Here is a 25,123-nt window from a genome sequence, read left to right as displayed (position 1 = left end):
TAAGCGTCACCTTGTGTCCCCGGGGAGCGCTCACTAAGCTGGCCGATCTTTTTTGATGCAACCCGGAATCCCCATGCCTCGAAGTATTGCCCACCTCGCCTTGCTGCTGGGGTTGATCACCGCCATAGGCCCTTTCGCCATCGACAGCTATTTGCCCGCGCTGCCCACCCTCGGGGCCAGCCTGCAGGCGTCGCCGGCGGCCGTGCAGATGAGCTTGACGGTGTTCTTCATGATCATTGGCGTGTGCCAGCTGTTCTACGGGCCCATCAGCGATGTGTTCGGTCGCAAGCCGCCGATTTATGCAGGGTTGGTGATTTTTGCCGTGGGCAGCGTCGGTTGTGCGCTGGCCCCCACTATTGAAGTGCTGATCGGCTTTCGTGCCCTGCAAGCGTTTGGTGCGTGCGCCGGCATGGTCATTCCCCGGGCCATCGTTCGTGACCTGTATACCGGCCATGAAGCGGCGCGCTTGATGGCCTTGCTGATGTTGGTGATGAGTGTTTCACCGATCCTGGCGCCCTTGGCCGGCAGCGTCGTCATTTCCCTTTGGAGTTGGCGTGAAGTGTTCGTGGCGCTGGCTGTCGTGGCGGTGCTGTGCCTGGTGATGACCATCGTGCAACTGCCGGAAACCCATCCGGCCGAACGCCGTTTGGGCAAGACCCTGGGCAATGCGTTCGGCAGCTACGGCGCCCTCCTTCGTGACCCGGTATTCACTGGCCTGTCGGTGGTGTGTGGCTTTGGCCTGGCGACGTTCTTTGTGTTTATCGGCAGCGCGCCGTTCGTTTACATCGAGTATTTCGGCCTGACGCCGACGCAATTCAGCCTGTGTTTTGCGGTGAACGCTGCCTCATTCTTCGCCATGAGCCAACTGACGGCGCGCCTGAGTGCGCGCTTTGGCCTGGCCCCGCTGATTCGCTGGTCGGTTGTAGGCGTTGCCGTGGTCATGACATTGCTGGCCACCACCACGCTATGGAGCGACAATCTGGCGTTGATGATGGCGCTGCTGTTTATCGGTTTCGGCTTTCTCGGCCTGTTACTGCCGGCCGCAGGGGTATTATCCATGGAAGATCATGGTGCCGTGGCGGGTTCCGCGTCGGCGCTGCTCGGTGCTATCCAAATGATCACGGCGGCCGTCTCGATGACCCTGGTTGGTGTGTTTGCCGACCACACACCTGCCCCCATGCTGATTGGCATCGCGCTGTGTGCCGTCGCCGCGATGCTGGTCACCCTGTGGACCCTGCGTCGTTTACCGACTCATCTGGCCCGCGCCAGGTCCTGACATTGTTTTGACTGATAGCCGTTATTGGCCGGAATCCGTTCTGGGGCGGGGCCAGGCTTTATAGAATGGCGACCACAGTCTAACCGCCACCGATCGGTGCTGGAGGTCGTCATGCGTTACCTGTTTATTGCACTGCTGAGCGTGGTCAGCACTTTCGCCGCCGCCCAGGGCGCCCCCAATCCGGGCGCGGACAAACCGGTCAATCAGGCCGACAATTACGCCGAAGACTTGGACATCGCCAAGGCCGTGCGCAATACCAACGCCGCATCCGCCACCTGCGGCCCGGTCAAGGGCCATGTTGTGTACGTTGATAGCCAGGGCGTGCGTCACGAACTGGACTATAGGCGGCTCGGTGACACCTGCCCGCACAGTTAATCGCGCTTACAAATCAAACCGGTCCACCGCCCGCCGCCGCTCGTTGTCATCGCGCACGTCATAACTGGCGGTCGTCTGGATATTAGAGTGATGCGCCAGTTTCTGCGCGATAGACAGGTCATGCTCTTCGATCACCCGGGTGATGAAAGACCGTCGGAAATCATGGGGCATGATCTTCACGCCCACCTGTTCGCCGCGCTGACGAGCGATGTAGTAGATCGCGTGCTTGGTAATGCGTTCGCGCGTGATATGGCTGCCCCGGCGGATACGATTGAACAGAAATGGATCGTCCTGTTCGCCTTCCTTGAGGTGTTCGCGGCGAAACTCCAGCCATGCTTGCAGCTTGGCAAACGCCCAGGCGGGTGCGTACTTGATCAGTTCCTTGTTGCCCTTGCCGGTCACGCGCAAGCTGCGTTCGTCGAAGTTGATCTGCGCCAGGTCGAGGTTGACCGACTCCGACTTGCGCATGCCCGAGCCATACAAAATACCGATCACCGCCGCATCCCGCAGGCCCTGGGGGCGAGGGTCGGCGGCGCAGACGTCCATCATTTCGCGGATCAGTGTGCGCCGCAGGTTACGGCCCTGCCCCAGGCGGGTACCGGGCGCAGCCTTGACCGAACGCATCTTCAACAGGTGGTCCTGGCTGATCAAGCTCATGCGCCACGCCTCGTTCATTACCCCGCGCACCGCATTTACATACAACGAAGAGGTGTTCGGCGCATAGCCGTCCTCGCGCAACGCGGCGACCAGGGCAATCACGTGCTCGGGTTGCAGCAGGTGCCAGTCGATCTCTTCGAGATTGATGTCTTCAAAGCCGAGTCGGTCGGCGGCGTCCTGCAGCACGTAACGCATGGTCAGTTGACTGGAGGGCGCCAGGCGGGTGAGGTAGAGGGTCAGCGGGTTGCGGATAGACTCAGTCAAGGTAGATCAGCCTTTGGATTAAATACCTCGATCAACTCATTGTTTAATCGAGGTATTTAGTGAATTGGCGAGCGCCGAGTTTAACGCACGACCGGCCCTTGCACAAAATCACTGGGCCGATTCGTCATCCTCTGTGGCGTCTTCGGGCTGAGGCTGGGTTTGGGTCTGGCTCCATTCAGTGTCCTGTTTCTGCATCAGCCCAAACCAATGCTGGCGCATGAACGCCAGGTAGCCGTCCGGCGCCTTGGCGAAATCACTCTCATCGCCATAGCAGCCGGGAAGCGGCAACTCCGTGCCCTGCTCCTTGTACTGGCTGACCAGCGCCTGTTGCGCTGCAATAGAGCAGTCCGTCGGCAGCGGCATGCCACGCAGGGCGCCAGCTTCCTCGTCCCACCAGCTCGCGCCGACGCGATCGACACCGCGCAGGCGGTACTTCTGGGATTTGCCGACATGCATGATCAGTTTGAATTCACGGGGGCTGACGTCGCTGGTGCACGTTCGCGAGTAGCCCACGGTCGCCTGAGTCATGCCATCCCCGGCCAGGTCGGTGACCTTGGTCGCCGCCATGTCAAAGCGCAGCGCTGCATCGAATTGGCAATGCTGCACGTCGTCATAAAGCATCCAGACGCGTTTGGGATGGTCGCCCGCCAGCAGGTATTGGGCCGCATAGACGAAGGCCGACTGGGTGCCGTCATCGTCACGCTCGCCAACTTGCTCGGCGAGTACCAGCAGGTTTTTGCCTTGGCGGTCGTCCCAGGTATAGGCGGCGACCTGCTTGCCACGCACTTCCACGCCCTCCGGTACCTGCTCGATGCGCGAGAGCACTACCCCGTCGTCGGCCCGTACGGTCGTGACACAGGCCACGGCCATCAACAATCCCATCAACGCAGGCCGTAATTGGCCGCGAAAAAGCTGCACGCTATTCATCCGAGTACCCTGGCAAGAGATGGCTTACTTTACCGGCACTTGAAGGGCAATGCAGAGAAGATTGTTGAATTACAATCGGTCGGCGGCACAACGCTGAAATAACCCAGCAGTTTTACCCGGTAAACCTATTGCTTGGCGCTTCAGTCACTTAGCTGAACCCTAGCTGTCTACCTGTCAAATAAACGAGTTTTTCATCCGCCTTTCATATTCGTTCAACATTTTTCCGCTTAACCTTGGCCGCAGAACTTGAGAACAAACCGCGTTTTTACCGACTAACCTGTTGATTACGCTTTACCTTTCATATATTTCGTCTTTAATCTGATACCCATGGAAGAATCCGTTGCCCGTCTTCAGGAAAGTCGAATGAATGCCGCAAACCCACGCTACGTTTAATCAGTCAGCGTTTTACCGACTGATTACTGCTGTTTTCACGCTTCAATTGCTCTAGCCCCGAGGTCATGAATCTTTGAAACCCTACCCTATTCATTGCGTGTCGATCGTTATCCCGGTCTACAACGAACAAGAGAGCCTGCCTGAATTGCTGCGTCGCACGACGGCAGCCTGCAAGCAACTGGCTTACGAATACGAAATCATCCTGGTGGATGACGGTAGCCGCGACAACTCGGCTCAATTGCTTGAAGACGCCGCCGCTGAAGACGGCAGCAACGTGGTGGCGGTGATCCTCAACCGTAACTACGGCCAGCATGCGGCGATCATGGCCGGCTTCGAGCAGTGCCGGGGCGAGGTGGTCATCACCCTCGACGCCGACCTGCAGAACCCGCCCGAAGAGATCCCGCGCCTGGTGGAACAAGCTGCCCTGGGTTACGACGTGGTGGCAACCGTGCGTAACAACCGCCAGGACTCGGCCTTCCGCCGCTGGCCTTCGCGCCTGATCAACCTGGCGGTGCAACGCTCCACCGGCGTGGCCATGACCGACTACGGCTGCATGCTGCGCGCCTACCGCCGCACCATCGTCGACGCCATGCTCGCCTGCCGTGAGCGCAGCACCTTTATTCCGATCCTGGCCAACGGCTTTGCCCGGCACACCACCGAGATTCTGGTGCATCACGCCGAGCGCGAGCACGGCGAGTCCAAATACAGCGCGATGCGCCTGATCAGTCTGATGTTCGACCTGCTGACCTGCATGACCACCACCCCGCTGCGCCTGCTGAGCATCGTCGGTTTCAGCCTGGCGGCGCTGGGCATGCTGTTTGCCTTTGCACTGGTATTCCTGCGATTGGTCTTCGGTGCCGAATGGGCAGGCTCAGGCACGTTTGTACTGTTTGCGGTATTGTTCGTGTTCACCGGCGGTCAATTCATCGGCATGGGCCTCTTGGGTGAATACCTGGGCCGCATGTACAGTGACGTGCGCGCCCGCCCACGCTTCTTTATTGAAAAAGTGCTGCGTAACCAACCCGCAGCACCTGCTCCGGTCGTCGTGGTCGACGGCCTGACAAGTTCTCACACTTCCACTTCTCCTTCCGATCAGGTTTCGTCATGAATTCAAAAGCTGTTGTCTTCGCTTATCACGATATTGGCTGTGCAGGCATTGAAGCCCTGCTGACCGCCGGCTACGACATTGCTGCCGTGTTCACCCATGCCGACGACCCCAAGGAAAATAATTTCTACGGCTCCGTCGCCCAACTCTGTGCCCGCAACGGCATCCCGGTACATGCACCGGAAGACGCCAACCACCCACTGTGGATCGAGCGCATTGCCAAGCTGAACCCGGATTTCATCTTCTCGTTCTACTACCGCAACCTGCTGAGCGAAGCCCTGCTGGCCACCGCCAAGAAAGGTGCGTTCAACCTGCACGGCTCGCTGCTGCCTAAGTACCGTGGCCGCGCCCCGGCCAACTGGGTGCTGGTAAACGGCGAAACCGAAACCGGCGTGACCCTGCACCGCATGGTCAAACGTGCCGACGCCGGCGCGATCCTGGCCCAGCAAAAAGTCGTTATCGACCGCACTGACACTGGCCTGACCCTGCACGCCAAACTGCGTGAAGCGGCCACCAACCTGCTGCGTGATGCCCTGCCACAACTGGCCCAAGGCAAGCTGGCGGAAACTGCCCAGAACGAAAGCCAGGCCACCTACTTCGGCCGCCGCACCGCTGCCGATGGCAAACTGGACTGGAAAAAGCCGGCTGAAGAGCTGTTCAACCTGGTTCGCGCCGTCACCCAACCTTACCCGGGCGCCTTCTGCGCCGTAGGCGAGCACAAACTGATCGTTTGGCAAGCCGATGTGGTCAAGGGCAACGAAGGCATTGCCCCGGGCCGTGTGATCAGCGTCAACCCGCTGCGCATCGCCTGCGGTGAAGATTCCCTGGTGGTCAAGTTTGGCCAGCGCAACGAAAACGGCCTGTACCTGGCCGGTCCTTCCCTGGCCGACGAGTTGGGCCTGGTGGACGGTTCCGTACTGCGCGGCGCCGAGTCCGGCCGCAAGCCACGTCGTACTCGCGTACTGATCCTGGGTGTGAACGGTTTCATCGGTAACCACCTGTCCGAGCGCCTGCTGCGTGACGACCGTTACGAAATCTACGGCCTGGATATCGGTTCCGACGCTATCGAGCGCCTGCGCAGCCACCCGAACTTCCACTACGTGGAAGGCGACATCAGCATTCACTCCGAGTGGATCGAGTACCACATCAAGAAGTGCGACGTGGTCCTGCCGCTGGTGGCCATCGCTACCCCTATCGAATACACCCGTAACCCACTGCGCGTGTTCGAACTGGACTTTGAAGAGAACCTGAAACTGGTTCGCTACTGCGTCAAGTACAACAAGCGTGTGATCTTCCCGTCGACCTCCGAAGTCTATGGCATGTGCCAGGACCAGTACTTCGACGAAGACACCTCCAACCTGGTGGTTGGCCCGGTCAACAAGCAACGCTGGATCTACTCGGTCTCCAAGCAACTGCTGGACCGTGTGATCTGGGCTTACGGCGACAAAGGCCTGAACTTCACCCTGTTCCGTCCGTTCAACTGGATGGGCCCGCGCCTGGACCGTCTGGACTCGGCACGTATCGGCAGCTCCCGTGCAATCACCCAGTTGATCCTGAACCTGGTAGAAGGCACGCCAATCCGCCTGTTCGACGGTGGCGAGCAGAAGCGTTGCTTCACCGACATCGCTGACGGCATCGAAGCCCTGGCACGCATCATTGATAACGACAACGATGTCTGCAATGGTCAGATCATCAACATCGGCAACCCGGAAAACGAAGCCAGCATTCGTCAGCTGGGCGAAGAGCTGCTGCGTCAGTTCGAAGCTCACCCGCTGCGTAGCAACTTCCCTCCGTTCGCCGGTTTCCGCGACGTAGAGAGCAAGGCGTTCTACGGCACCGGTTACCAGGACGTGGCGCACCGCAAGCCAAGCATCGAAAACGCCAAGCGCCTGCTGAACTGGGAGCCAACCGTTGAGATGAGCGAAACCATCGGTAACACCCTGGACTTCTTCCTTAAAGAAGCCATGCTCGAAATCGCGGACAAGCGCTGATGCAGGCAGGTCTTCGCATCGACGTCGACACCTACCGTGGCACCCGTGAAGGTGTGCCGCGGTTGCTCGAATCCCTGGATGAAGCCGGGGTGAAAGCGACGTTCTTCTTCAGCGTTGGGCCGGACAACATGGGGCGCCACTTGTGGCGCCTCATCCGTCCGCAATTCCTGTGGAAGATGCTGCGTTCCAATGCCGCCGGGCTGTATGGCTGGGATATCTTGCTGGCCGGCACCGCCTGGCCGGGCAAGCCGATTGGTCGTGACCTGGGGCATTTGATGCGCCAGGCCAAGGCCGCCGGCCATGAAGTCGGCCTGCACGCGTGGGACCACCACGGCTGGCAGGCCAACACCGGGCGCTGGAGCGACGCACAACTGGTAGAGCAGATTCGTCGCGGCGTCGACACCTTGAGCGACATTCTCGGTGAACGCATCGACTGTTCCGCCGCCGCCGGCTGGCGTGCCGATGAACGCGTGGTGCAAGCCAAACAAGGTTTCAACTTTCGCTACAACAGTGATTGCCGGGGCTCCAGCCTGTTTCGACCCACCTTGGCCGATGGCAGTGCGGGCACCCCACAAATTCCGGTAGACCTGCCGACCTTTGACGAAGTCGTCGGTCCGGTGGTGGCTGCCAAAGATTTCAACAGCTTTATTCTTGACCGGTTTACCGCGTCAAAGCTGAACGTCTACACGATCCACGCAGAAGTAGAAGGGATTCTGATGGCTGAAGATTTTCGCCAGTTGCTCGCCCAGGCCGGGCAGCGCGGCATCGACTTCAAACCCTTGGGCGATCTGCTGCCCGCGGATGTGACCACCCTGCCCCAGCAACACCTGGTGCGCGGCGCGCTGAGCGGCCGCGAGGGATGGCTCGGAGTACAGCAGGCATGATCCGGCGCTGGGCATTGCCCCTGCTCCTGTTGGCGTTTGGTGTGTTTTATCTGTTACCGCTGGCCAGTCATGGCCTGTGGATTCCGGATGAAACCCGTTATGCACAAATCAGCCAGGAAATGCTGCTGACCGGCAAGTGGGCTTCGCCACACTTCATGGGCATCCGCTACTTCGAGAAACCCGCCGCCGGCTATTGGATGATTGCGCTGGGCCAGGCGATTTTCGGGCAAAACCTGTTCGGCGTGCGCTTTGCGTCCGCGCTGAGCACCGGGTTGAGCATCCTGCTGGTCTATCTTGTGTCTCGCCGACTGTGGAACGACCCGCAAAAAAGCCTGGTCAGCACGGTGCTGTACATGAGTTTTGTCAGCGTGGCCTTGCTTGGCGGTTATGCCAACCTGGACCCGCAATTCACCTTCTGGGTCAACCTGACCGGCGTGGCGCTGTGGTTCTGCTTCGACAGCACCACGCGCCGCGGCCGTTTATGGTCCTGGGCCATGCTCGGTTTTGCCTGTGGCATGGGTTTCATGACCAAAGGGTTCCTGGCCTGGCTGCTGCCGGTGTTGATCGCCCTGCCCTACGCAATCTGGCAGAAACGCTTTCGTGAATTGCTGGCTTACGGCGTGGTCGCCGTGGTCGTTGCGATTGTGGTCAGCCTGCCGTGGGCCCTGGCTGTGCACCTGCAAGAGCCGGACTACTGGAACTTCTTCTTCTGGCACGAGCATATCCAACGCTTCGCCGGGGATGACGCCCAGCATGCCGAGCCATTCTGGTTCTATCTGCCGCTGATGGTCGCGTTCTCGTTGCCATGGATTGCCCTGCTGCCATCCACGGTGAAACGCGCCTGGCTGGAAAAACGCCTGCCTAAAACCGCGTTCCTGCTGCTCTGGCTATTAATGCCGCTGGCATTCTTCAGCCTGGCCAAAGGCAAGCTGCCGTCGTACATCATGCCTTGCCTGCTGCCGTTGGCCCTGCTGATGGGGTCGACCCTGAGCGACAAACTTGCCCGGGGACACAGTCGCGCACTGCGCATCAACGGCTGGCTGAACCTCGGTATCGGTATCGCGGCCTTGTTGGCAATCAGCTGGTTTCAATTGAAGAACCCGGTGTACGAACACGGACAAGAAACCCTCAGCCTGGTGCTGGTGTTTACCTTCCTGTTCGGCTGGATTGTGGTCAACCTGCTGCAGGCCGCGCGTCCTTTGAAGCTGTGGGCAGCGCCGGCGATCGGCAGTTGGTTGCTGGTCGCTCTGGTGCCGGCCGCCCTGCCCCATTCGGTGGTGTACAACAAGACGCCGGATCAGTTCATCATCGACCACCTGCCAGAACTGCAACCGACCACCGCTCTGCTCAGCAATGACCTGGGCGCCGCGTCGGCCCTGTCATGGCGTTTGGGCCGCCCGGACGTCAGCCTCTACAACACCGTCGGCGAAGTGAAATACGGCATCGCCTACCCGGACACCGCCCATCGCAAGATCGATACCAGCGAAGTCCAGCAATGGATGAGCGAAGCGCGCAAAAAGGGTTCTGTCGGCGTGGTGATGCGGGTCAAGGGCGACGATGAGGTTGCTGAAGTGAACCTGCTGCCCCAGGACGGCAAGCGTTATGAGCAAGGCAATATCGTGATCCTGATTTTCCCACAGGCTGCGCAATGATCACGTTGCTTCTGCTATTAAGCGCCTGCCTGCTCACCTGCATGGGCCAGGTTTCGCAAAAATTTGCCGTGGAAAGCTGGCGTGACCAGCCGGACGGTTGGGCGCCGAAACTGCGCTCCCCGTGGCTGTGGTCGGCGCTGGTGTGCCTGGGCCTGGGCCTGTTGGTGTGGCTGCTGGTGTTACAGCGTCTGGAGGTGGGCATCGCCTACCCGATGCTCAGCTTGAATTTCGTGCTGGTGACGCTGATGGCGCGCTTTGTGTTTCATGAGCACATCGATGGCCGTCATTGGCTCGGTGTGGCGCTGGTCATCGGCGGCGTTGTACTGCTGGGGCGTCACGTATGAGCCGGGCGCAAGGGTTTGCCCTGGCCCTGGGCAGCGTCGGCCTGGTGAGCGCCGCTCAACTGGGCATGCGCTGGAGCATGACGCGCCTGCCACTGCCTGACGAGTGGCTGAGCGCATTCAACAGCAACGCCATTGATCTGGGCGCCCTGGGCGTGGTCAGCCTGGCAATCATCGCCTATGCGCTGTCGATGGTGTGCTGGCTCGGCGCCCTCAAGCATTTACCCCTGGGTCGCGCCTATTCGCTGCTCAGCATCAGCTACGCGCTGGTGTACCTGCTGGCGGCCAGCCTGCCGGTGTTCAACGAACATTTTTCGCTTTCAAAAACCCTGGGGGTGGCGCTGGTCATCCTCGGTGTTCTGGTTATTAACTCTCGTCGTGCTAGCGTTGCAAGCCCCAGGAATGCCCCATGAAAATCAGTGTATTTGGTAGCGGTTACGTCGGTCTGGTACAGGCCACCGTATTGGCCGAAGTCGGTCACGATGTGATCTGCATGGACGTTGACAAGAGCAAGGTCGAGTCGCTTCAGAAAGGCCATGTGACCATCTTCGAACCGGGCCTGGCTGCCATGGTCAAGGAAAACCTGGAAAGTGGCCGCCTGCACTTTACCTTTGATGAAAAACTCGCCGTTGAACACGGTGAAGTGCTTTTTATCGCCGTGGGCACGCCCTCGGATGAAGACGGCTCAGCCGACCTCAAGTATGTGCTGTCGGTAGGTGATGCCGTGTCCCGCCATCGTGTGGAACCGGTGATTCTGGTGGAAAAGTCCACCGTACCCGTCGGCACCGGCGACACCTTGCGCGCCCATATCGAAAAAAACCTGCACATCGCAGGCCGTCACCTGGAATTCGATATCGTCTCCAACCCGGAATTCCTCAAGGAAGGCACGGCCGTTGCCGACTGCCGCCGCCCGGACCGTATTATCATCGGTTGCGAACGTGAAGAAGTGCGTGAAGTGATGCGCGACCTGTATGCGCCCTTCAACCGCAACCACGACCGCATCATCTTCATGGACCTGCGCAGCGCCGAACTGACCAAGTACGCCGCCAACTGCATGCTGGCCACCAAGATCAGCTTTATCAACCAGATCGCCGAGCTGGCCGAACACCTGGGTGCGGACATCGAAGCCGTACGCCTGGGCATCGGCGCCGACTCACGAATTGGCTACCACTTCATCTACCCGGGTTGCGGCTACGGCGGTTCGTGCTTCCCCAAAGACATGCGCGCCCTGATCCACAGCGCCAAGGAAGCCAACTGCTCCAGCGACCTGCTGGAAGCGGTCGAAGCCATCAACCAGCGCCAGAAGAGCAAGCTGTTCGAACGTATCAATGCTTACTTCAAGGGCGAGCTGAAAGGCAAGACGTTCGCGTTGTGGGGCCTGGCCTTCAAGCCCAACACCGATGACATGCGTGATGCACCGAGCCGCGTGCTGATGGAAGCCCTTTGGGCGGCGGGCGCCAATGTACGTGCGTTTGACCCTGAAGCGATGCAGGAAACCCAGCGAATCTACGGTGACGAGTCGCGGCTGACGCTGCTGGGCACACCGGAGTCCGCCTTGAGCGGCGCCGATGCGCTGATCGTCTGCACCGAATGGCAGCAGTTCAAGGCCCCGGATTTCGAGCTGATCCTCGACCGCCTGAAAAACCCGGTGATTTTCGACGGTCGCAACCTGTACGACGGCGAGCGCCTGGCGCGCAAAGGCTTCAAATACTTCCCAATGGGTCGTGGTGATTCCTGCGAGTTGCCGATTCCTCAGCAAAACTGGGTAGCGCCGGTCAAGGAAGACTGACACGTGAACAAAGCTCAACCGCCCTTGCTTACTGCAACGATCCGCAACCAGTCGCTGGGGCTTGGGCTCCTTGCACTGGTGCTGTTTATCGTCGGCAATTGGCACCAGGCCATCATCGGGTTCGACTCGCGCTTCGTGGTGTTTGCTCAGGAGATGCTGCGCCATGGGCCGAGCTTCTTTCCCACCACCTATGGCCAGCCCTACGCTGACTACCTGGCGACCTCAACACTGCTGACGTGGCTGTTGTCCTTGCCGTTCGGCCAGGTCACCAGCCTGACGGCATGGCTGCCTACGTCTATCGCGTCAGCGCTGATCGTAACCCTGGTGTATCGCCTCACGGCGCCCTACTCCACGCGTTGGGGCCTGTTGAGCATCGCGATGTTGCTGCTCAGCAGCACCTTCATCAGTGAAACCCGTGCGGTGTCCCTGGACCAGATGCTCGCCGCCATCGCCCTGGCGGTGCTCTACCTGGGTTACGCCCACGATCACTTCGGTGCCGCCAAACGTCTGCATTGGTTGTTCCTGCTGGTGATTCTAGGCTTTGCAGTGCGTGGGCCAATCGGCCTGGTGATCCCGACCGGCGTACTCTGCAGCTATTACCTGATCAATCGCCAATGGCGCCAACTGTTCACTTTTGGTGTGCTGGCACTGGCCCTGTTGGTGGCATGCGTCGGCCTCTTGCTGCTGCTGGCCAAGCTCAGCGGTGGCGAAGACTTCATGCAGGACGTGATCCGCATGCAGTTCCTGGGGCGTATGGACGGCACCGAAGGCTCCAGCGGCGTGCTGTATTACTTCACCAGCTCCATGGGCAACTATGCGTTGGCCTATCCGCTGGCGTTGTTGGTGCTGTTGGCGGTCGTCGTCGGCGGGCGCCGAGCGCCGGACCCGGCGTTGCAACTGGTGTTGTATTGCGCGGCGGCCGGTCTGCTGGTGATGCTGGGCCTGTCGGTACCCCAGGCCAAAAAGGCCCGCTACATACTGCCGATGCTGCCCATGGCGGCGATCATTGCGGCCTACCCGTTCCAGGTCACCCAGGGGCGACTGTTCGCGGCGCTACGCGCTTTGATGCTGGGTATCTGGACGCTGCTGCCGGCGCTCCTGGTGATCGGATTGGTGGTGGCGCGCAAGCGTTACCCGGCGCAGCTGGACAACCTTGGGCTGATCTTCACGTTACTGGGTGTGCTTCAGGGGCTGGCGTTGCTGTCACTCCTCAAAGCACGCCTGCGGCCGCTGGGGCCCGCCTTCGCGGCAGTGCTGGCGCTCTGGTCGACCTACATCGTGGTGGTCGAACCGCTGGAACGCACGCTCTACGACACCCGCACCTTCAGCCTCGCGGTCAAAGCGCAAATCCTGCAGCAACCGGCACCGGTGGTACTGCATGGCTTGGGTAAAGATGCGAAAGCCATCAAGTTCATGGTCAACTTCAACTGCGATAAGGTGCCACTGTTTACCCAATCGTCCGCAGATCTCGCCCCGTTGCAAGGGCCGGCCTGGCTGGTGATGAGTGCTCAGGACTTCGAAAAACTGCAAGATCCACGCTTGCGCTCGATCACACCGACGCTCAGTGGAGAGTTCGACAAAGATCCTTATGTGTTGCTGCATCTGGAGAAAGTCTCAGCGCCTTGATCGCGTTCACTGATCGCGGTCACAGCAGTCTGACGGAAACAACGCCCACTCCTCAAAGAGTGGGCGTTTTTCGTTATTAGCGCCCGGAAAGCACCTACGTTGCTATGCGTAAAGGCTGGTGCGCTTTGCCTTCCGATGCCTGGAACCCAAATGTAGACTCGTTCGCCAAGTGCGTTAACTATCTACTACAGGACGCTGCCATCCCTTCAACGCACAGTGGCCGCCATCATTAAAAGGGCAATACCGTGCCAGAAGATTTGTTGCTTATGCCTGCGCCGAGGCTGGATCGGCTGATGGAGCTGCGCGACGCGTTGGTGGCGTTGAAGGGCCCCTTGGCCGATAACACCGCGCTGCAGGCGAATCTGCAAAGGCAGTTGTTCAATGAAGAGATCGATACGCGTGTTCTCGGGAGGATCAACAGACCGTTCGCGCAGCAGACACGCCTGATCCCTTTTGATTAAGCCCTATAACTTCACTTTTTTTGCATTCAACCCTCATTAATATGCAGTGGCGCCAGGGTGCCCAGGTCGGCACACTGTTCAGTGTTCCTCCCCCAACTGTTGGAACTTTCAAAGGGCTTTTGCGGGAAACCCGCCAAGCCCTTTTTTTCGCCTGCTATTGATGGACTGCTTCGATGCTCGCTCGCTGGTTACCCGCTGCAATCAATACCCGCCCTGCCGAATGGAGCCGCGCCGCAGTCGGCATGGCCGTAGGCACGCTGTTCAGTGTCTGGGTGTGTGCCCGGCTATTTGGAATGGAAGTCGCACTGCACCTGCTCGGTCCCCTTGGCGCTTCGGCCGTGCTGCTCTTTGCGGTGTCGTCCGGTGCGCTGGCCCAACCCTGGTCGATTATTGGCAGCTATTTGTGCGCCGCCGTGGTGGGGTTGCTGGTCGCTCGGGTATTGGGCCGTACGCTGGGCAGCGCTTGCCTGGCGGCCGGCATGACCGTCATCCTGATGTGCTGGCTGCGTTGCTTGCACCCACCCGCCGGTGGCCTGGCCATGACCCTGGTGCTTGCCGACCCCGCCTCTATTGCGCTGGGTTGGCAGGAGTTGGCCCCGGTCATGCTCGGCGCGTGTGCCCTGCTGGTATGCGCGTTGGCCTATAACAACGCCACGCGCACGCGTTATCCCAAGGGTACGGGCGAATCACCTGCGGTCATTATCGGCACTGCGCCATCGGGGGCAGACGCCGCCATCACCGCAGCCGACCTGAAGCTGGCCATGGCCGAGATGGAGCAGTTTTACGATGTGCAACCGACCGAGCTGGAACAACTGATCCACGCGGCCGAAGGCCATGCACGGCGTCGCAGCATTGGCCAGGTACTGGCCAGCCGAGTCGCTTGACCTCATCTGCATAAATGCAAAAACGACCTGCATGATTCCGGGTTGTACGGGGCAAATTTGCACTGGTACGATCGCGAGAGGGTTCGTTCGCGAACATCTTGATAAAGAACAATAAAAGCAGGGAGTTACAGATGACTGCTCAGGTTTCATCCGAAGCAAGCCGCGCCGAGGCTCTTCAGCAGGAGGCCCTTAAGCACGAGGTGCTGGCCGACGTGCGTAACCATATCGGCCACCTCACCCTCAATCGCCCCGCAGGCTTGAACGCCATTACCCTGGAGATGGTCCGCAGCTTGACCGCGCAGTTACAGGCCTGGGCGGATGATCCGCAGGTTTACGCCGTGGTACTGCGCGGCGCCGGTGAAAAAGCCTTCTGCGCCGGTGGCGACATCCGTTCGCTGTACGAAAGCTTCAAGAACGGCGACAGTCTGCACGAAGATTTTTTCGTTGAAGAATACGCCCTCGACCTGGCCATTCATCATTACCGCAAACCCGTATTGGCCCTGATGGACGGGTTTGTGCTGGGCGGTGGGATGGGCCTGGTGCAAGGTGCCGACCTGCGCGTAGTCACTGAGCGCAGCCGCCTGGCCATGCCGGAAGTGGCCATCGGCTATTTCCCGGATGTGGGCGGTAGCTACTTCCTGCCCCGCATTCCGGGCGAACTGGGGATTTACCTCGGCCTCACCGGCGTACAGATTCGCGCGGCCGATGCGTTGTATTGCGGGTTGGCGGACTGGTCTATCGACAGCGCCAAACTCAGCGAGCTGGACCGCAAGCTCGATCAATTGCAGTGGCAGGACTCGCCGCTCAAGGACCTGCAAGGCGTATTGGCCAAACTGGCCGTACAGCAATTGCCCGATGCACCACTGGCAGCGCTGCGACCTGCTATCGACCACTTCTTCGCCTTGCCGGACGTGCAGAGCATCGTTGAGCAACTGCAGGAAGTCACCGTCGCCGACAGCCACGAATGGGCCCTGAGTACCGTTAACCTGATGCAAACCCGCTCGCCGCTGGCCATGGCCGTAACCCTGCAAATGCTGCGCCGTGGCCGCCGCCTGCCGCTGGAGCAGTGCTTTGCCCTGGAACTGCACCTGGATCGCCAGTGGTTCGAACGCGGCGACCTGATCGAAGGGGTTCGTGCCCTGATCATCGATAAAGACAAAACGCCCCGTTGGAACCCGCCGACTGTCCACGGGCTGGACGCCAGCCATGTCGACAGCTTCTTCCGCGACTTCGTGCAGACTGGGAAATAGGCCATGCAAGATATTGAATACACTGAAGAACAGGTAATGATCCGTGACATGGCGCGCGACTTTGCCCGTGGCGAAATCGCCCCGCATGCGCAAGCGTGGGAAAAAGCCGGCTGGATCGATGACGTTTTGGTCGCAAAAATGGGTGAATTGGGCCTGTTGGGCATGGTGGTCCCTGAGGAATGGGGCGGCACCTACGTCGACTACGTGGCTTATGCGCTGGCGGTAGAAGAGATTTCTGCCGGTGATGGTGCTACCGGCGCGCTGATGAGTATCCACAACTCAGTGGGTTGCGGGCCAATCCTCAACTACGGCACACACGAACAGAAACAAACCTGGCTGCCCGACCTTGCCAGCGGCCAGGCCATTGGCTGCTTCTGCCTGACCGAACCCCAGGCCGGCTCCGAAGCCCACAACCTGCGCACCCGCGCTGAGCTGCGTGATGGCCAGTGGGTAATCAATGGCGCCAAGCAGTTTGTCAGCAACGGCAAGCGCGCCAAGTTAGCCATTGTGTTTGCGGTGACTGACCCGGCGTTGGGCAAAAAAGGTATTTCCGCGTTCCTGGTGCCCACCCAGACGCCGGGGTTTGTGGTTGATCGCACGGAACACAAGATGGGCATTCGCGCCTCGGATACCTGCGCCGTCACACTCAGCGAGTGCACAGTGCCCGAAGCCAACCTGCTGGGTGAACGCGGCAGAGGCCTGGCCATCGCCCTGTCCAACCTCGAAGGCGGGCGCATCGGTATTGCCGCCCAAGCGTTAGGCATCGCACGGGCAGCGTTTGAGGCGGCGCTGGCGTACGCCCGTGATCGCGTGCAATTCAATCAGGCAATCATTGAGCACCAGAGCATCGCCAACCTGCTGGCAGACATGCAAACCCGGCTCAATGCCGCACGCCTGCTGATCCTGCACGCCGCGCGCCTGCGCAGTGCCGGCAAACCATGCTTGTCGGAAGCCTCCCAGGCCAAGCTGTTCGCCTCGGAAATGGCCGAAAAGGTCTGCTCTTCAGCGATGCAGATTCATGGCGGCTATGGGTATCTTGAGGATTACCCGGTGGAGCGTTACTACCGGGATGCCAGGATTACGCAGATTTACGAAGGGACCAGTGAGATTCAGCGGATGGTCATTGCCCGAGAGCTCAAGCACTACCAGCTCTAACAGATACGCCGCTCCCACCTGTGGGAGCGGTCTTGCCCTAATGCCAGTCAGTTAAGCGAACGAAATGCTCAATGCAGCGAAGATCAAATGTGGGAGCGGGCTTGCTCGCGAAGGCGGCCTGAAGCAAACATTGATGTTGATTGCCCCACCGCATTCGCGAGCAAGCCCGCTCCCACCATGGGGTCTACCGTGTTCTTGGGGTCAGCTTACTGGTCCTTGAATTCAGGCGCGCGCTTGGCTACAAATGCCGCCATGCCTTCCTTCTGGTCTTGCGTCGCAAACGCTGCATGGAACACCCGGCGTTCAAAGCGCACGCCTTCGGACAGGCTCACTTCAAACGCGCGGTTCACACTTTCCTTGACCATCATGCTGATCGGCACTGACTTGCCGGCAATCAGTGTGGCGACTTTCAGCGCCTCTTCCAGCAGTTCATCGGCCGGCACAATGCGCGCGACAATCCCGCAGCGCTCAGCTTCCACCGCATCGATAAAACGCCCGGTCAGGCACATTTCCATGGCCTTGGCCTTGCCCACTGCGCGGGTCAGGCGCTGAGTGCCGCCCATGCCCGGCAATACACCGAGGTTGATTTCCGGCTGACCGAACTTCGCCGTATCACCGGCCAGGATGAAGTCGCACATCAACGCCAGTTCGCAGCCGCCGCCCAGGGCGAACCCATTAACGGCCGCAATGATCGGCTTGCGGCGGTTGGCCACGCGGTCACTGTCGCTGAACAGGTCGTCGAGGTAGATCTGCGGGTAAGTCAGCTCGGCCATTTCCTTGATGTCGGCACCGGCAGCGAAGGCTTTTTTGGAGCCGGTCAACACGATGCAACCGATTTGCGGGTTGGCTTCCAGGCTGTCGAGCGCCTGGTTCAACTCGCTGACCAACTGCGCATTCAAGGCATTCAGCGCGTGCGGGCGATTAAGGGTAATCAACCCGACGCGGCCCTGCACTTCGAGCAAAATGGTTTCATAACTCATGTATTGGCTCCTTAAAGATTGCGTGAGATGACCATGCGTTGAATGTCGCTGGTGCCTTCGTAAATCTGGCAGACCCGCACATCGCGGTAGATCCGCTCCAGGGGGAAGTCGCTCAGGTAACCGTAACCGCCCAAGGTTTGCAAGGCGGCGGAGCAGACTTTCTCGGCCATTTCCGAGGCAAACAGCTTGGCCATCGACGCTTCGACCAGCGCCGGCTTGCCGCTGTCACGCAGCGCGGCGGCGTAATGCACCATTTGCCGGGCGACCGCGATTTGAGTGGCCATGTCCGCCAGGCGGAACGCCACCGCCTGGTGCTCAATCAACGCTTTACCAAAGCTTTCGCGCTCACGTGCATAGTCGCGTGCTGCTTCAAACGCGGCGCGGGCCATGCCCACCGATTGCGAGGCAATACCCACACGCCCGCCTTCGAGGTTGGCCAGGGCGATCTTGTAGCCTTCGCCCTCCTCGCCCAAGCGATTGGCGACGGGCACCTTCACATCCTCAAACAGAATCTGGCACGTGTCGGACGCGTGCTGGCCCAGCTTGTCTTCCACCCGCGCGACCGTGTAACCCGGTGAGTCGGTAGGCACGATAAACGCGCTGATCCCACGTTTGCCGGCTGCCGGGTCAGTGACCGCAAACACAATCACAATGCCGGCGTTCTGTCCGGAGGTGATGAACTGTTTGCAACCATTGAGCACGTAATGGTCGCCTTCAAGGCGCGCACGGGTTTTCAGGCTACTGGCATCAGAGCCTGCCTGTGGCTCGGTCAATGCGAAAGCACCGAGCATGGCGCCACTGGCCAAGGGTTTGAGGAACAGTTCTTTCTGCTGATCGTTGCCGAACTTGAGAATCGGCACGCAACCCACCGAGTTGTGCACGCTCATGATGGTTGAGCACGCGCCGTCACCGGCGGCGATTTCTTCCAGCGCCATGGCATAGGCCAGGTAGCCGGTGTCGCAACCGCCCCACTGGTCCGGCACCAGCATGCCGAAAAAGCCCAGCTCGGCCATTTCGCCGATGGCTTCCTTGGGGAAACGGTGCTCGCGGTCCCATTCGGCGGCGAACGGTTTCAGGCGTTCCTGGGCAAATTGCCGGGCCGCCTCGCTGATTTGCAGTTGTTCGTCATTGGGCAGCATGTTGAGTCCTTAATACAGACATTCGACGGCCATGGCCGTGGCTTCACCACCGCCGATGCAGATGGCGGCAACGCCACGCTTGAGGCCTTTCTGGCGCAGGGCCGAGAGCAAGGTCACCAGAATGCGCGCGCCGGAGGCGCCGATCGGATGCCCCAAGGCACAGGCGCCGCCGTGGATGTTGACCTTGCTGTGGGGGATATCCAGCTTGCTCATCGTCACCAGGCTGACGACCGCGAAGGCTTCGTTGATCTCGAACAAATCTACGTCGCCCAGGTGCCAGCCGGTCTTGCTCATCAGCTTGCGAATTGCGCCCACCGGCGCCACCGGGAACAGCCCCGGCTCATCGGCAAATGCAGCATGCCCGTGGATCACCGCCAGCGGCTTGAGACCGCGCTTTTGCGCCTCGGACTGGCGCATCAGCAGCAACGCCGCCGCGCCATCGGAAATCGAACTGGAGTTGGCCGCCGTCACGGTGCCGCCTTCACGAAACGCCGGTTTCAGACTGCTGATCTTGTCCAGCCTGGCTTTGGGTGGCTGTTCGTCATGCACGATGGTTTTTTGCTCTTTACCAACGGTGACCTGCACCGGAACGATCTCCGCAGCGAAGCTGCCGCCGGTAATCGCCGCTTGCGCACGGGTCAGCGAGGCGATGGCGAACGCGTCCTGGGCTTCACGGGTAAACCCGTTGTGCTCGGCGCAGTCTTCGGCAAAGGTGCCCATCAGGCGGCCCTTGTCATACGCATCTTCCAGGCCGTCGAGAAACATATGGTCGAGCACCTTGCCATGGCCCATGCGGTAGCCGCTGCGCGCACGGTCGAGCAGGTACGGCGCGTTGGACATACTCTCCATGCCACCGGCGATCACCACTTCGACACTGCCGGCCAACAACGCGTCGTGGGCTAGCATGGTCGCTTCCATGCCTGAACCACACATCTTGTTCAGCGTGGTGCAGCGGGTGGCCTTGTCCAGCCCGGCACCCAGGGCCGCCTGACGCGCAGGCGCCTGGCCCAGGCCTGCGGGCAGCACACAACCGAACAACACTTCATCCACGGCATCGGACGCAATACCGGCGCGCTCGACAGCCGCGCGAATCGCGGCGGCGCCCAGTTGCGGTGCGGTCAGACCTTTGAGGTCGCCCTGGAAACCGCCCATGGGCGTGCGCACGGCGCTGACTATGACAATCGGATCGCTCATGAATAATTCTCCTTATTTGGCCGCCATGCGCAAGGCACCGTCGAGACGGATCACCTCGCCATTGAGCATGCTGTTTTCAATGATGTGCCGCACCAGCGCAGCGTATTCGGACGGTTTGCCCAGGCGCGGCGGAAATGGCACGCCGGCAGCCAGGGAATCGCGCACTTCCGGCGTCATACCCGCCATCATTGGCGTCTCGAAGATGCCGGGGGCAATGGTCATCACCCGAATGCCATAGCGTGCCAATTCGCGCGCGGCGGGCAAGGTCAGGCTGGCAATGGCGCCTTTGGAGGCGGCATACGCCGCCTGGCCGATCTGCCCGTCAAAGGCGGCCACCGATGCGGTGTTGATGATTACACCGCGCTCACCGTCGGCATTCGCCTCGGTGTCGGCCATTGCCGCAGCAGCCAGGCGCAACAGGTTGAAGCTACCGATCAGGTTGACGTTGATCACCTGGGCAAAGCTGGCCAGGCCGTGGGGGCCGTTCTTGCCGAGGATCTTCTCGCCGCGTACGACACCGGCGCAATTCACCAGGCCATGCAAACCACCAAAGGCTGCAACGGTGGCGTGAACGGCAGCTTCAGCAGCGGCTTCCTGGCTGATATCTGCCACCGCACTGCGGGCGTTCTCGCCGAGCTGTAGGGCTTTGGCCGCCACGGCCTCGGCGTTCAGGTCCACCAGCATCACTTTGGCACCGGCCGCGATGAGCATGTCAGCGGTGGCCGCGCCGAGGCCCGAGGCACCGCCGCTGACCAGGAATACCTTGTTTTCAATCTGCATCATTGTTTCCTTAAAAGTTGATCAAGCCAGTGCCGCTTGGGCCTTGGCGATTTCCTGATTACGCAAAATAAAGCGCTGCAGCTTGCCGCTCGGGGTCTTGGGCAAGTCACTGACGAATTCGATTTCTCGTGGGTAGGCATGGGCGGCCAGGCGTTGGCGCACATACAGGCGCAGCTCTTCGGCCAATTCCGGGGTGGCGCGGTATTGCTCGTTGATCACCACAAACGCTTTCACCAGTTCGGTGCGCTCCGGGCAGGGTTTACCGACCACCGCAGCCTCGATGACAGCCGGGTGCTCGACCAGCGCGCTTTCCACGTCGAACGGCCCCACGCGGTAACCGGAAGTGGTGATCACATCATCACTGCGCCCGACAAAACTGATGCTGGCGTCAGGGTTCAGCTCGACGGTGTCGCCACTGAGGTAGTACTTGCCCACGAAGGCTTTGGTCTTGACCCCGTCATACCCCGCAAACCAGCACATTGGCGATTGTTCACGGTCGATGGCCAGGATTCCCGGTTGCCCGGCGGGCAACTCCTGGTAATCGTCATCCAGCACCACGATACGATGCCCCGGTGAGGCAAAACCGGCCGAGCCGACGTGCACCGGGTGCGCCAGGCCATGGTGGTTGCAGAGCACCATGCCCAGTTCGGTCTGGCCGTAGTGGTCGTGAATAGTGACGCCCAGGTTATCGGCGAACCAACGGATGACCTCCGGGTTCAGCGGCTCGCCGGCGCTGCTGACGATGCGCAGCTTGCCCTTGATCGAGCGGGCGAACTGCTCACCACCGGCAATCAGCAGGCGATACGCCGTGGGAGAGCCGGTCAGGTTGGTAATCCCGTATTTATTGATCACCCGGCAGGTGCTTTCGAGGGTAAAGGGGCCATCGTAGAAGGTGATCGGGTGGCCCATGGACAACGGCCCGGTCACGCCGAAATAGATACCGTAGGCCCAGCCTGGGTCGGCCACATTCCAGAACGCATCTTCAGGGCGCAGGTCCACCGCGTCACGGGTGTAGCGCTGAAACGCAACGATCGCCTTGAGCGGCACCGACAGCGCTTTCGACGGGCCGGTGGTGCCCGAGGTGAACATCAGCAGGAAAGGGTCATCGCCGCCCAGCAACACCGGCTCGCACACCGGGGAATAGTTGGGCAATTCGGCCCAGAAACTGTAATCGCCCCGCACGAGGCCTTCACCCTTGGCACCCGCGACCGTGACAATGGTTGGGCAACCCTGCACCTCCGCCAGTTTCGGGCGGTTCACCGCATCGGTGACCACCAGCGCCGCGGCGGAGCTGCTCAGACGATGCTCAATAGCCTTGGGGCCAAACGCAGTAAATAACGGCTGATAGACCGCGCCGATGCGCCAGGTCGCCAACACCACCACCAGCAATTCAGCCGTGCGGGGCAGCAGGCCCGCCACCTTGTCACCGCGTTTGACGCCCTGGGCCTGCAGGAAATTGGCGAAGCGGGCCGCCTGGTCCTGCAGTTGGGTAAAGGTAGACGTGGCGCTCTGCCCGTCCTTGCCCTCCCAGAACAACGCGATGCGCCCCGGTAGCGCGTGCCGGTCGCAGCATTCCACGCAGGCATTGAGCGCCTGTAGATTGCCGGCCAGTGCGGCATCGACGGTGTGCTGATAATCGAATTCGGTGATGGCAGCCAGGTACTCACGCATTGCTTCAAATCCTTCTGTATTTTTATTTTGATGACGGTTTTGAGGACAAGAATCGCTGAAATAGTCGCTCTGGAGCGGCGCAGCAGCAATGGTCAAAGCCTTCAACTTGGCTGACTGGTTTGGCCAATCATTGATTGCGCTGATCAGCCGGTCAGCCCAAGTGATTGGACGCCCCCAGCGCTTGCTTCTAACCTGATGGCCTGCGCCACCACAGAAGCCTTCCATGATCGTTCGCCCCAAACCCAACCTGCTGGGCATCCTGTTTTCCCTCAAGGGCTCGATTGCCAAGCGCATCGCCTTGCGCAGCCTGCTGGTCACGTTACTGGCCTCAGTGATCGTGTTGGTGGAAACCCTGCACCCGGCCTATTTCTCCAAGGTCAACGCCACGCCCTTCACGTTGCTCGGGCTGTCGTTGTCGATCTTCATGAGTTTTCGCAACAACGCCTGCTACGACCGCTGGTGGGAAGGCCGCAAGCAACTTGGCCAAATGATCATTGAGGTGCGCTCGCTGATTCGCGAAACCCAGGTGCTGGCTGATCCGGCTGAGCGCGCGGGCGTGTTGCGCGGTCTGTGCGGCTTTGCCCATGGTTTGATCGCGCGCTTGCGTCATGAAGATGAGGCCCGGGCCATCAAGCCCTGGATCAGCGTCGAGCAGGCGCACCCCAACCTGCCCGATAGGGTATTGCAACAACTGGGCGCGCGATTTTCGCTGCTGGCAGAACGGGGCGTGATCAGCGAATGGCGCTACACCCAGCTCGAAACCCGGCTGGTCAGCCTGAGCCAGGTGCAAGCGTCGTGTGAGCGCATCAAAAGCACGCCGCTGCCCTTCCCCTACACGCTGCTGCTGCACCGCACCATCTACCTGTTCTGCATTCTTCTGCCGTTCGCCATGGCCGAGCCATTGGGCTGGCTGACGCCGCTGTTCACCGCCATCGTGAGCTACACCTTCTTTGGCCTGGATGAAATCGGCGACGACCTGGAGGACCCGTTCGGTTTTGACGAAAACGACTTGCCGTGCAATGCGATCGTACGCACCCTGGAGCGCGAGTTGCTCGCCGCCCTCGGCGAATCCGACCTGCCACCGGCGCTGGAGCCGGTTGAATACGTGCTGAACTGACGCGGGTTTGACACTCGCCGTGGTCTGACCGAAGCTGATGGCTTTGCGATAGCTGCCCCAGCTTTTGGACGCCTGCATGTCAAAGTCACGCCGTTACTCCATCATCGGCCTGTGCGCCCTGTTGTTGCTTGTGTTGGTCACTTGGTTTTTCTCCCGCTCCAGTCCAGTGGCCGTGCCGCCGGCGATTGCCCACGGCTATTCCAAAGCCTTGAAGCAGGCGCATAACGGCGAGCCAGGGGCCGCGCGCGTGCTGTATCAACAGCTCGGCCGGCCGGACCTGACTCCCCAGCGTCGCGCTGCGTTGCACGCCGAACTGCCCAATTACCCCAGCCCACAAGCGCTGAAACTGGCCGATAAAGACCTGGCCGACGAGTCTCCATTGGTCCGCGAGGCGGCCATTCACAGCATTGTCGGCCTGGTACCCAGCGGCCAACGCACGTTGTTGCTCGGCCCTGTGCTGGATGACCCTGAACAAGACGTGCGCTTTGCCGCCGCGAATGCCTTGCTCGGCCTATCGCCGGACACCCTGGGTTTGTATTTCGGGCCCTTGCAGCAGGTGCTGGATGAGTTCGTGAAAAAGCTCAAGGGCGAGCCCGAAACGGCTGAAGGCTGGATTCAACTGGCGCGCCTGTACATCCACAGTGCCTTGCTGCCGGAGGCGCAAAACGCACTGGAGCAGGCCATGCGCTTGCAGCCGGACAATCTGCAGGCCGTGGTCGCACAAATCGAGCTACTGGACAAACAAGGCAAAACCGATGAGTCGCGTCAGTTGCTGGCACGCCAATTGGCGGCCCATCCCGAGTCGGCTTACTTGCAGCATGCTCTGGGCATGTGGCTCTTGCACCACGGCGAACGGCCGTATGCCCTGCTCGGTTTGTCCAAAGCGGTAGAGCTTGAACCGGACAATCAAGATTACCGCTACGACCTCGCCACCACCCTGCACGCCCAGGAGGAATTGGAAGCGGCCCAGCGTCAGCTGGAAGAAATCATTCAGCGCCACCCGGCCAATCGCAAGGCACGGGTGTTGCTGGTCAATTACTGGAAAGAGAGCGGCCAGTTGCAGAACGTCCAGGTGTTACTCGCCCAACTTGAGCAACAAAATCCGGATGATCCCGCCCTGCAGCAAGGCCTGTAGCCCGCGCTAAAAAGATGTAAGCCTTAGCCAGGCTTGTACAAATTGTGCAAAACGTTGAACCGCCACGGACCACTACG

23 protein-coding genes are annotated in these 25,123 nt (G+C 60.4%); 16 read left to right on the top strand and 7 right to left on the bottom strand.

Annotation, left to right across the window (positions count from 1 at the left end; translation table 11 throughout):
- Positions 1-73: 73 nt before the first annotated feature.
- Entirely contained in the window at positions 74-1,276 is a 1,203-nt protein-coding gene (locus ACI77D_RS26080; RefSeq protein WP_064452467.1) for a multidrug effflux MFS transporter, read from the top strand.
- Between the two features lie 111 nt (positions 1,277-1,387).
- Positions 1,388-1,651: a DUF2790 domain-containing protein gene (locus ACI77D_RS26075; RefSeq protein WP_407017760.1), complete on the top strand. Its 264-nt coding sequence runs from the start codon at positions 1,388-1,390 to the stop codon at positions 1,649-1,651.
- 6 nt (positions 1,652-1,657) lie between these two features.
- Here the strand turns inward: ACI77D_RS26075 and xerC are convergent, their stop codons facing one another.
- Both xerC and ACI77D_RS26065 read right to left on the bottom strand, forming a co-directional pair.
- Positions 1,658-2,572 (bottom strand): tyrosine recombinase XerC, encoded by a 915-nt coding sequence (xerC, locus tag ACI77D_RS26070; protein ID WP_221294800.1) that lies wholly within the window; start codon positions 2,570-2,572, stop codon positions 1,658-1,660.
- A 108-nt stretch (positions 2,573-2,680) separates the two neighbouring features.
- A complete protein-coding gene (locus ACI77D_RS26065; protein ID WP_064452470.1) occupies positions 2,681-3,499 on the bottom strand; it encodes a M949_RS01915 family surface polysaccharide biosynthesis protein in 819 nt (272 codons plus the stop codon).
- Positions 3,500-3,965: 466 nt separating this feature from the next.
- On the opposite strand from ACI77D_RS26065, the gene arnC reads away from it, so the two are divergent.
- From arnC to ACI77D_RS26005, 12 genes are all read left to right on the top strand, one after another.
- On the top strand, positions 3,966-5,000 hold the full coding sequence (gene arnC, locus ACI77D_RS26060) for an undecaprenyl-phosphate 4-deoxy-4-formamido-L-arabinose transferase (protein WP_064452471.1): 1,035 nt from the start codon (positions 3,966-3,968) through the stop codon (positions 4,998-5,000).
- Positions 4,997-6,988, top strand: coding sequence for a bifunctional UDP-4-amino-4-deoxy-L-arabinose formyltransferase/UDP-glucuronic acid oxidase ArnA (gene arnA, locus ACI77D_RS26055; RefSeq protein WP_064452472.1), 1,992 nt, complete (start codon positions 4,997-4,999; stop codon positions 6,986-6,988). The genes arnC and arnA overlap by 4 nt, the downstream gene beginning before the upstream one ends.
- Positions 6,988-7,872 carry a 4-deoxy-4-formamido-L-arabinose-phosphoundecaprenol deformylase gene (arnD, locus tag ACI77D_RS26050; protein WP_064452473.1) on the top strand — a complete coding sequence of 295 codons (885 nt, stop codon included), beginning with the start codon at positions 6,988-6,990 and terminating at the stop codon, positions 7,870-7,872. The genes arnA and arnD overlap by 1 nt, the downstream gene beginning before the upstream one ends.
- On the top strand, positions 7,869-9,524 hold the full coding sequence (arnT, locus tag ACI77D_RS26045; protein ID WP_407017759.1) for a lipid IV(A) 4-amino-4-deoxy-L-arabinosyltransferase: 1,656 nt from the start codon (positions 7,869-7,871) through the stop codon (positions 9,522-9,524). Before arnD ends, arnT begins: the two co-directional genes overlap by 4 nt.
- Positions 9,521-9,868 (top strand): 4-amino-4-deoxy-L-arabinose-phosphoundecaprenol flippase subunit ArnE, encoded by a 348-nt coding sequence (gene arnE, locus ACI77D_RS26040; protein WP_064452475.1) that lies wholly within the window; start codon positions 9,521-9,523, stop codon positions 9,866-9,868. Before arnT ends, arnE begins: the two co-directional genes overlap by 4 nt.
- The gene (arnF, locus tag ACI77D_RS26035; protein ID WP_064452476.1) at positions 9,865-10,278 is read left to right on the top strand and encodes a 4-amino-4-deoxy-L-arabinose-phosphoundecaprenol flippase subunit ArnF; all 414 of its coding nucleotides are present in this window, start codon (positions 9,865-9,867) and stop codon (positions 10,276-10,278) included. Before arnE ends, arnF begins: the two co-directional genes overlap by 4 nt.
- Positions 10,275-11,654 carry a UDP-glucose/GDP-mannose dehydrogenase family protein gene (locus ACI77D_RS26030; RefSeq protein WP_064452477.1) on the top strand — a complete coding sequence of 460 codons (1,380 nt, stop codon included), beginning with the start codon at positions 10,275-10,277 and terminating at the stop codon, positions 11,652-11,654. Before arnF ends, ACI77D_RS26030 begins: the two co-directional genes overlap by 4 nt.
- A 3-nt stretch (positions 11,655-11,657) precedes the next feature.
- Positions 11,658-13,280 (top strand): ArnT family glycosyltransferase, encoded by a 1,623-nt coding sequence (locus tag ACI77D_RS26025; RefSeq protein WP_407017758.1) that lies wholly within the window; start codon positions 11,658-11,660, stop codon positions 13,278-13,280.
- 266 nt (positions 13,281-13,546) lie between these two features.
- Positions 13,547-13,741: a type VI secretion system contractile sheath small subunit gene (locus ACI77D_RS26020; RefSeq protein WP_407017766.1), complete on the top strand. Its 195-nt coding sequence runs from the start codon at positions 13,547-13,549 to the stop codon at positions 13,739-13,741.
- A gap of 173 nt (positions 13,742-13,914) precedes the next feature.
- Positions 13,915-14,625 carry an HPP family protein gene (locus ACI77D_RS26015; RefSeq protein ID WP_064452479.1) on the top strand — a complete coding sequence of 237 codons (711 nt, stop codon included), beginning with the start codon at positions 13,915-13,917 and terminating at the stop codon, positions 14,623-14,625.
- 131 nt (positions 14,626-14,756) lie between these two features.
- Positions 14,757-15,875 carry an enoyl-CoA hydratase/isomerase family protein gene (locus tag ACI77D_RS26010; RefSeq protein ID WP_407017757.1) on the top strand — a complete coding sequence of 373 codons (1,119 nt, stop codon included), beginning with the start codon at positions 14,757-14,759 and terminating at the stop codon, positions 15,873-15,875.
- 3 nt (positions 15,876-15,878) lie between these two features.
- Complete coding sequence (locus ACI77D_RS26005; protein ID WP_407017756.1) at positions 15,879-17,030, top strand: acyl-CoA dehydrogenase family protein; 1,152 nt, start codon at positions 15,879-15,881, stop codon at positions 17,028-17,030.
- 206 nt (positions 17,031-17,236) lie between these two features.
- Here the strand turns inward: ACI77D_RS26005 and ACI77D_RS26000 are convergent, their stop codons facing one another.
- The 5 genes from ACI77D_RS26000 to ACI77D_RS25980 are packed head-to-tail and all read right to left on the bottom strand — an operon-like array spanning position 17,237 to position 22,794.
- Entirely contained in the window at positions 17,237-18,010 is a 774-nt protein-coding gene (locus ACI77D_RS26000) for an enoyl-CoA hydratase (RefSeq protein WP_064452482.1), read from the bottom strand.
- An 11-nt stretch (positions 18,011-18,021) separates the two neighbouring features.
- Complete coding sequence (locus ACI77D_RS25995) at positions 18,022-19,149, bottom strand: acyl-CoA dehydrogenase (protein WP_407017755.1); 1,128 nt, start codon at positions 19,147-19,149, stop codon at positions 18,022-18,024.
- A gap of 9 nt (positions 19,150-19,158) precedes the next feature.
- On the bottom strand, positions 19,159-20,343 hold the full coding sequence (locus ACI77D_RS25990) for an acetyl-CoA C-acyltransferase (protein WP_064452484.1): 1,185 nt from the start codon (positions 20,341-20,343) through the stop codon (positions 19,159-19,161).
- A 12-nt stretch (positions 20,344-20,355) separates the two neighbouring features.
- Complete coding sequence (locus ACI77D_RS25985) at positions 20,356-21,123, bottom strand: SDR family NAD(P)-dependent oxidoreductase (RefSeq protein ID WP_064452485.1); 768 nt, start codon at positions 21,121-21,123, stop codon at positions 20,356-20,358.
- Positions 21,124-21,144: 21 nt separating this feature from the next.
- Complete coding sequence (locus ACI77D_RS25980; RefSeq protein WP_221294807.1) at positions 21,145-22,794, bottom strand: AMP-binding protein; 1,650 nt, start codon at positions 22,792-22,794, stop codon at positions 21,145-21,147.
- A 223-nt stretch (positions 22,795-23,017) separates the two neighbouring features.
- Here ACI77D_RS25980 and ACI77D_RS25975 point away from each other — a divergent pair, with 223 nt between their 5' ends.
- Positions 23,018-23,911, top strand: a complete 894-nt coding sequence (locus ACI77D_RS25975; protein WP_064452487.1) for a bestrophin family protein — start codon at positions 23,018-23,020, stop codon at positions 23,909-23,911.
- Positions 23,912-23,987: 76 nt separating this feature from the next.
- On the top strand, positions 23,988-25,046 hold the full coding sequence (locus ACI77D_RS25970) for a HEAT repeat domain-containing protein (RefSeq protein WP_064452488.1): 1,059 nt from the start codon (positions 23,988-23,990) through the stop codon (positions 25,044-25,046).
- The last annotated feature ends 77 nt before the right edge of the window (positions 25,047-25,123 follow it).

This window comes from Pseudomonas sp. O39, from assembly GCF_045447295.1.
In the GTDB taxonomy this organism is placed as follows: Bacteria; Pseudomonadota; Gammaproteobacteria; order Pseudomonadales; family Pseudomonadaceae; genus Aquipseudomonas; species Aquipseudomonas antarctica_A.
The sequence above is the reverse complement of the archived record's forward strand: the minus strand, read 5'-3'. Positions and strand labels throughout refer to the sequence as shown.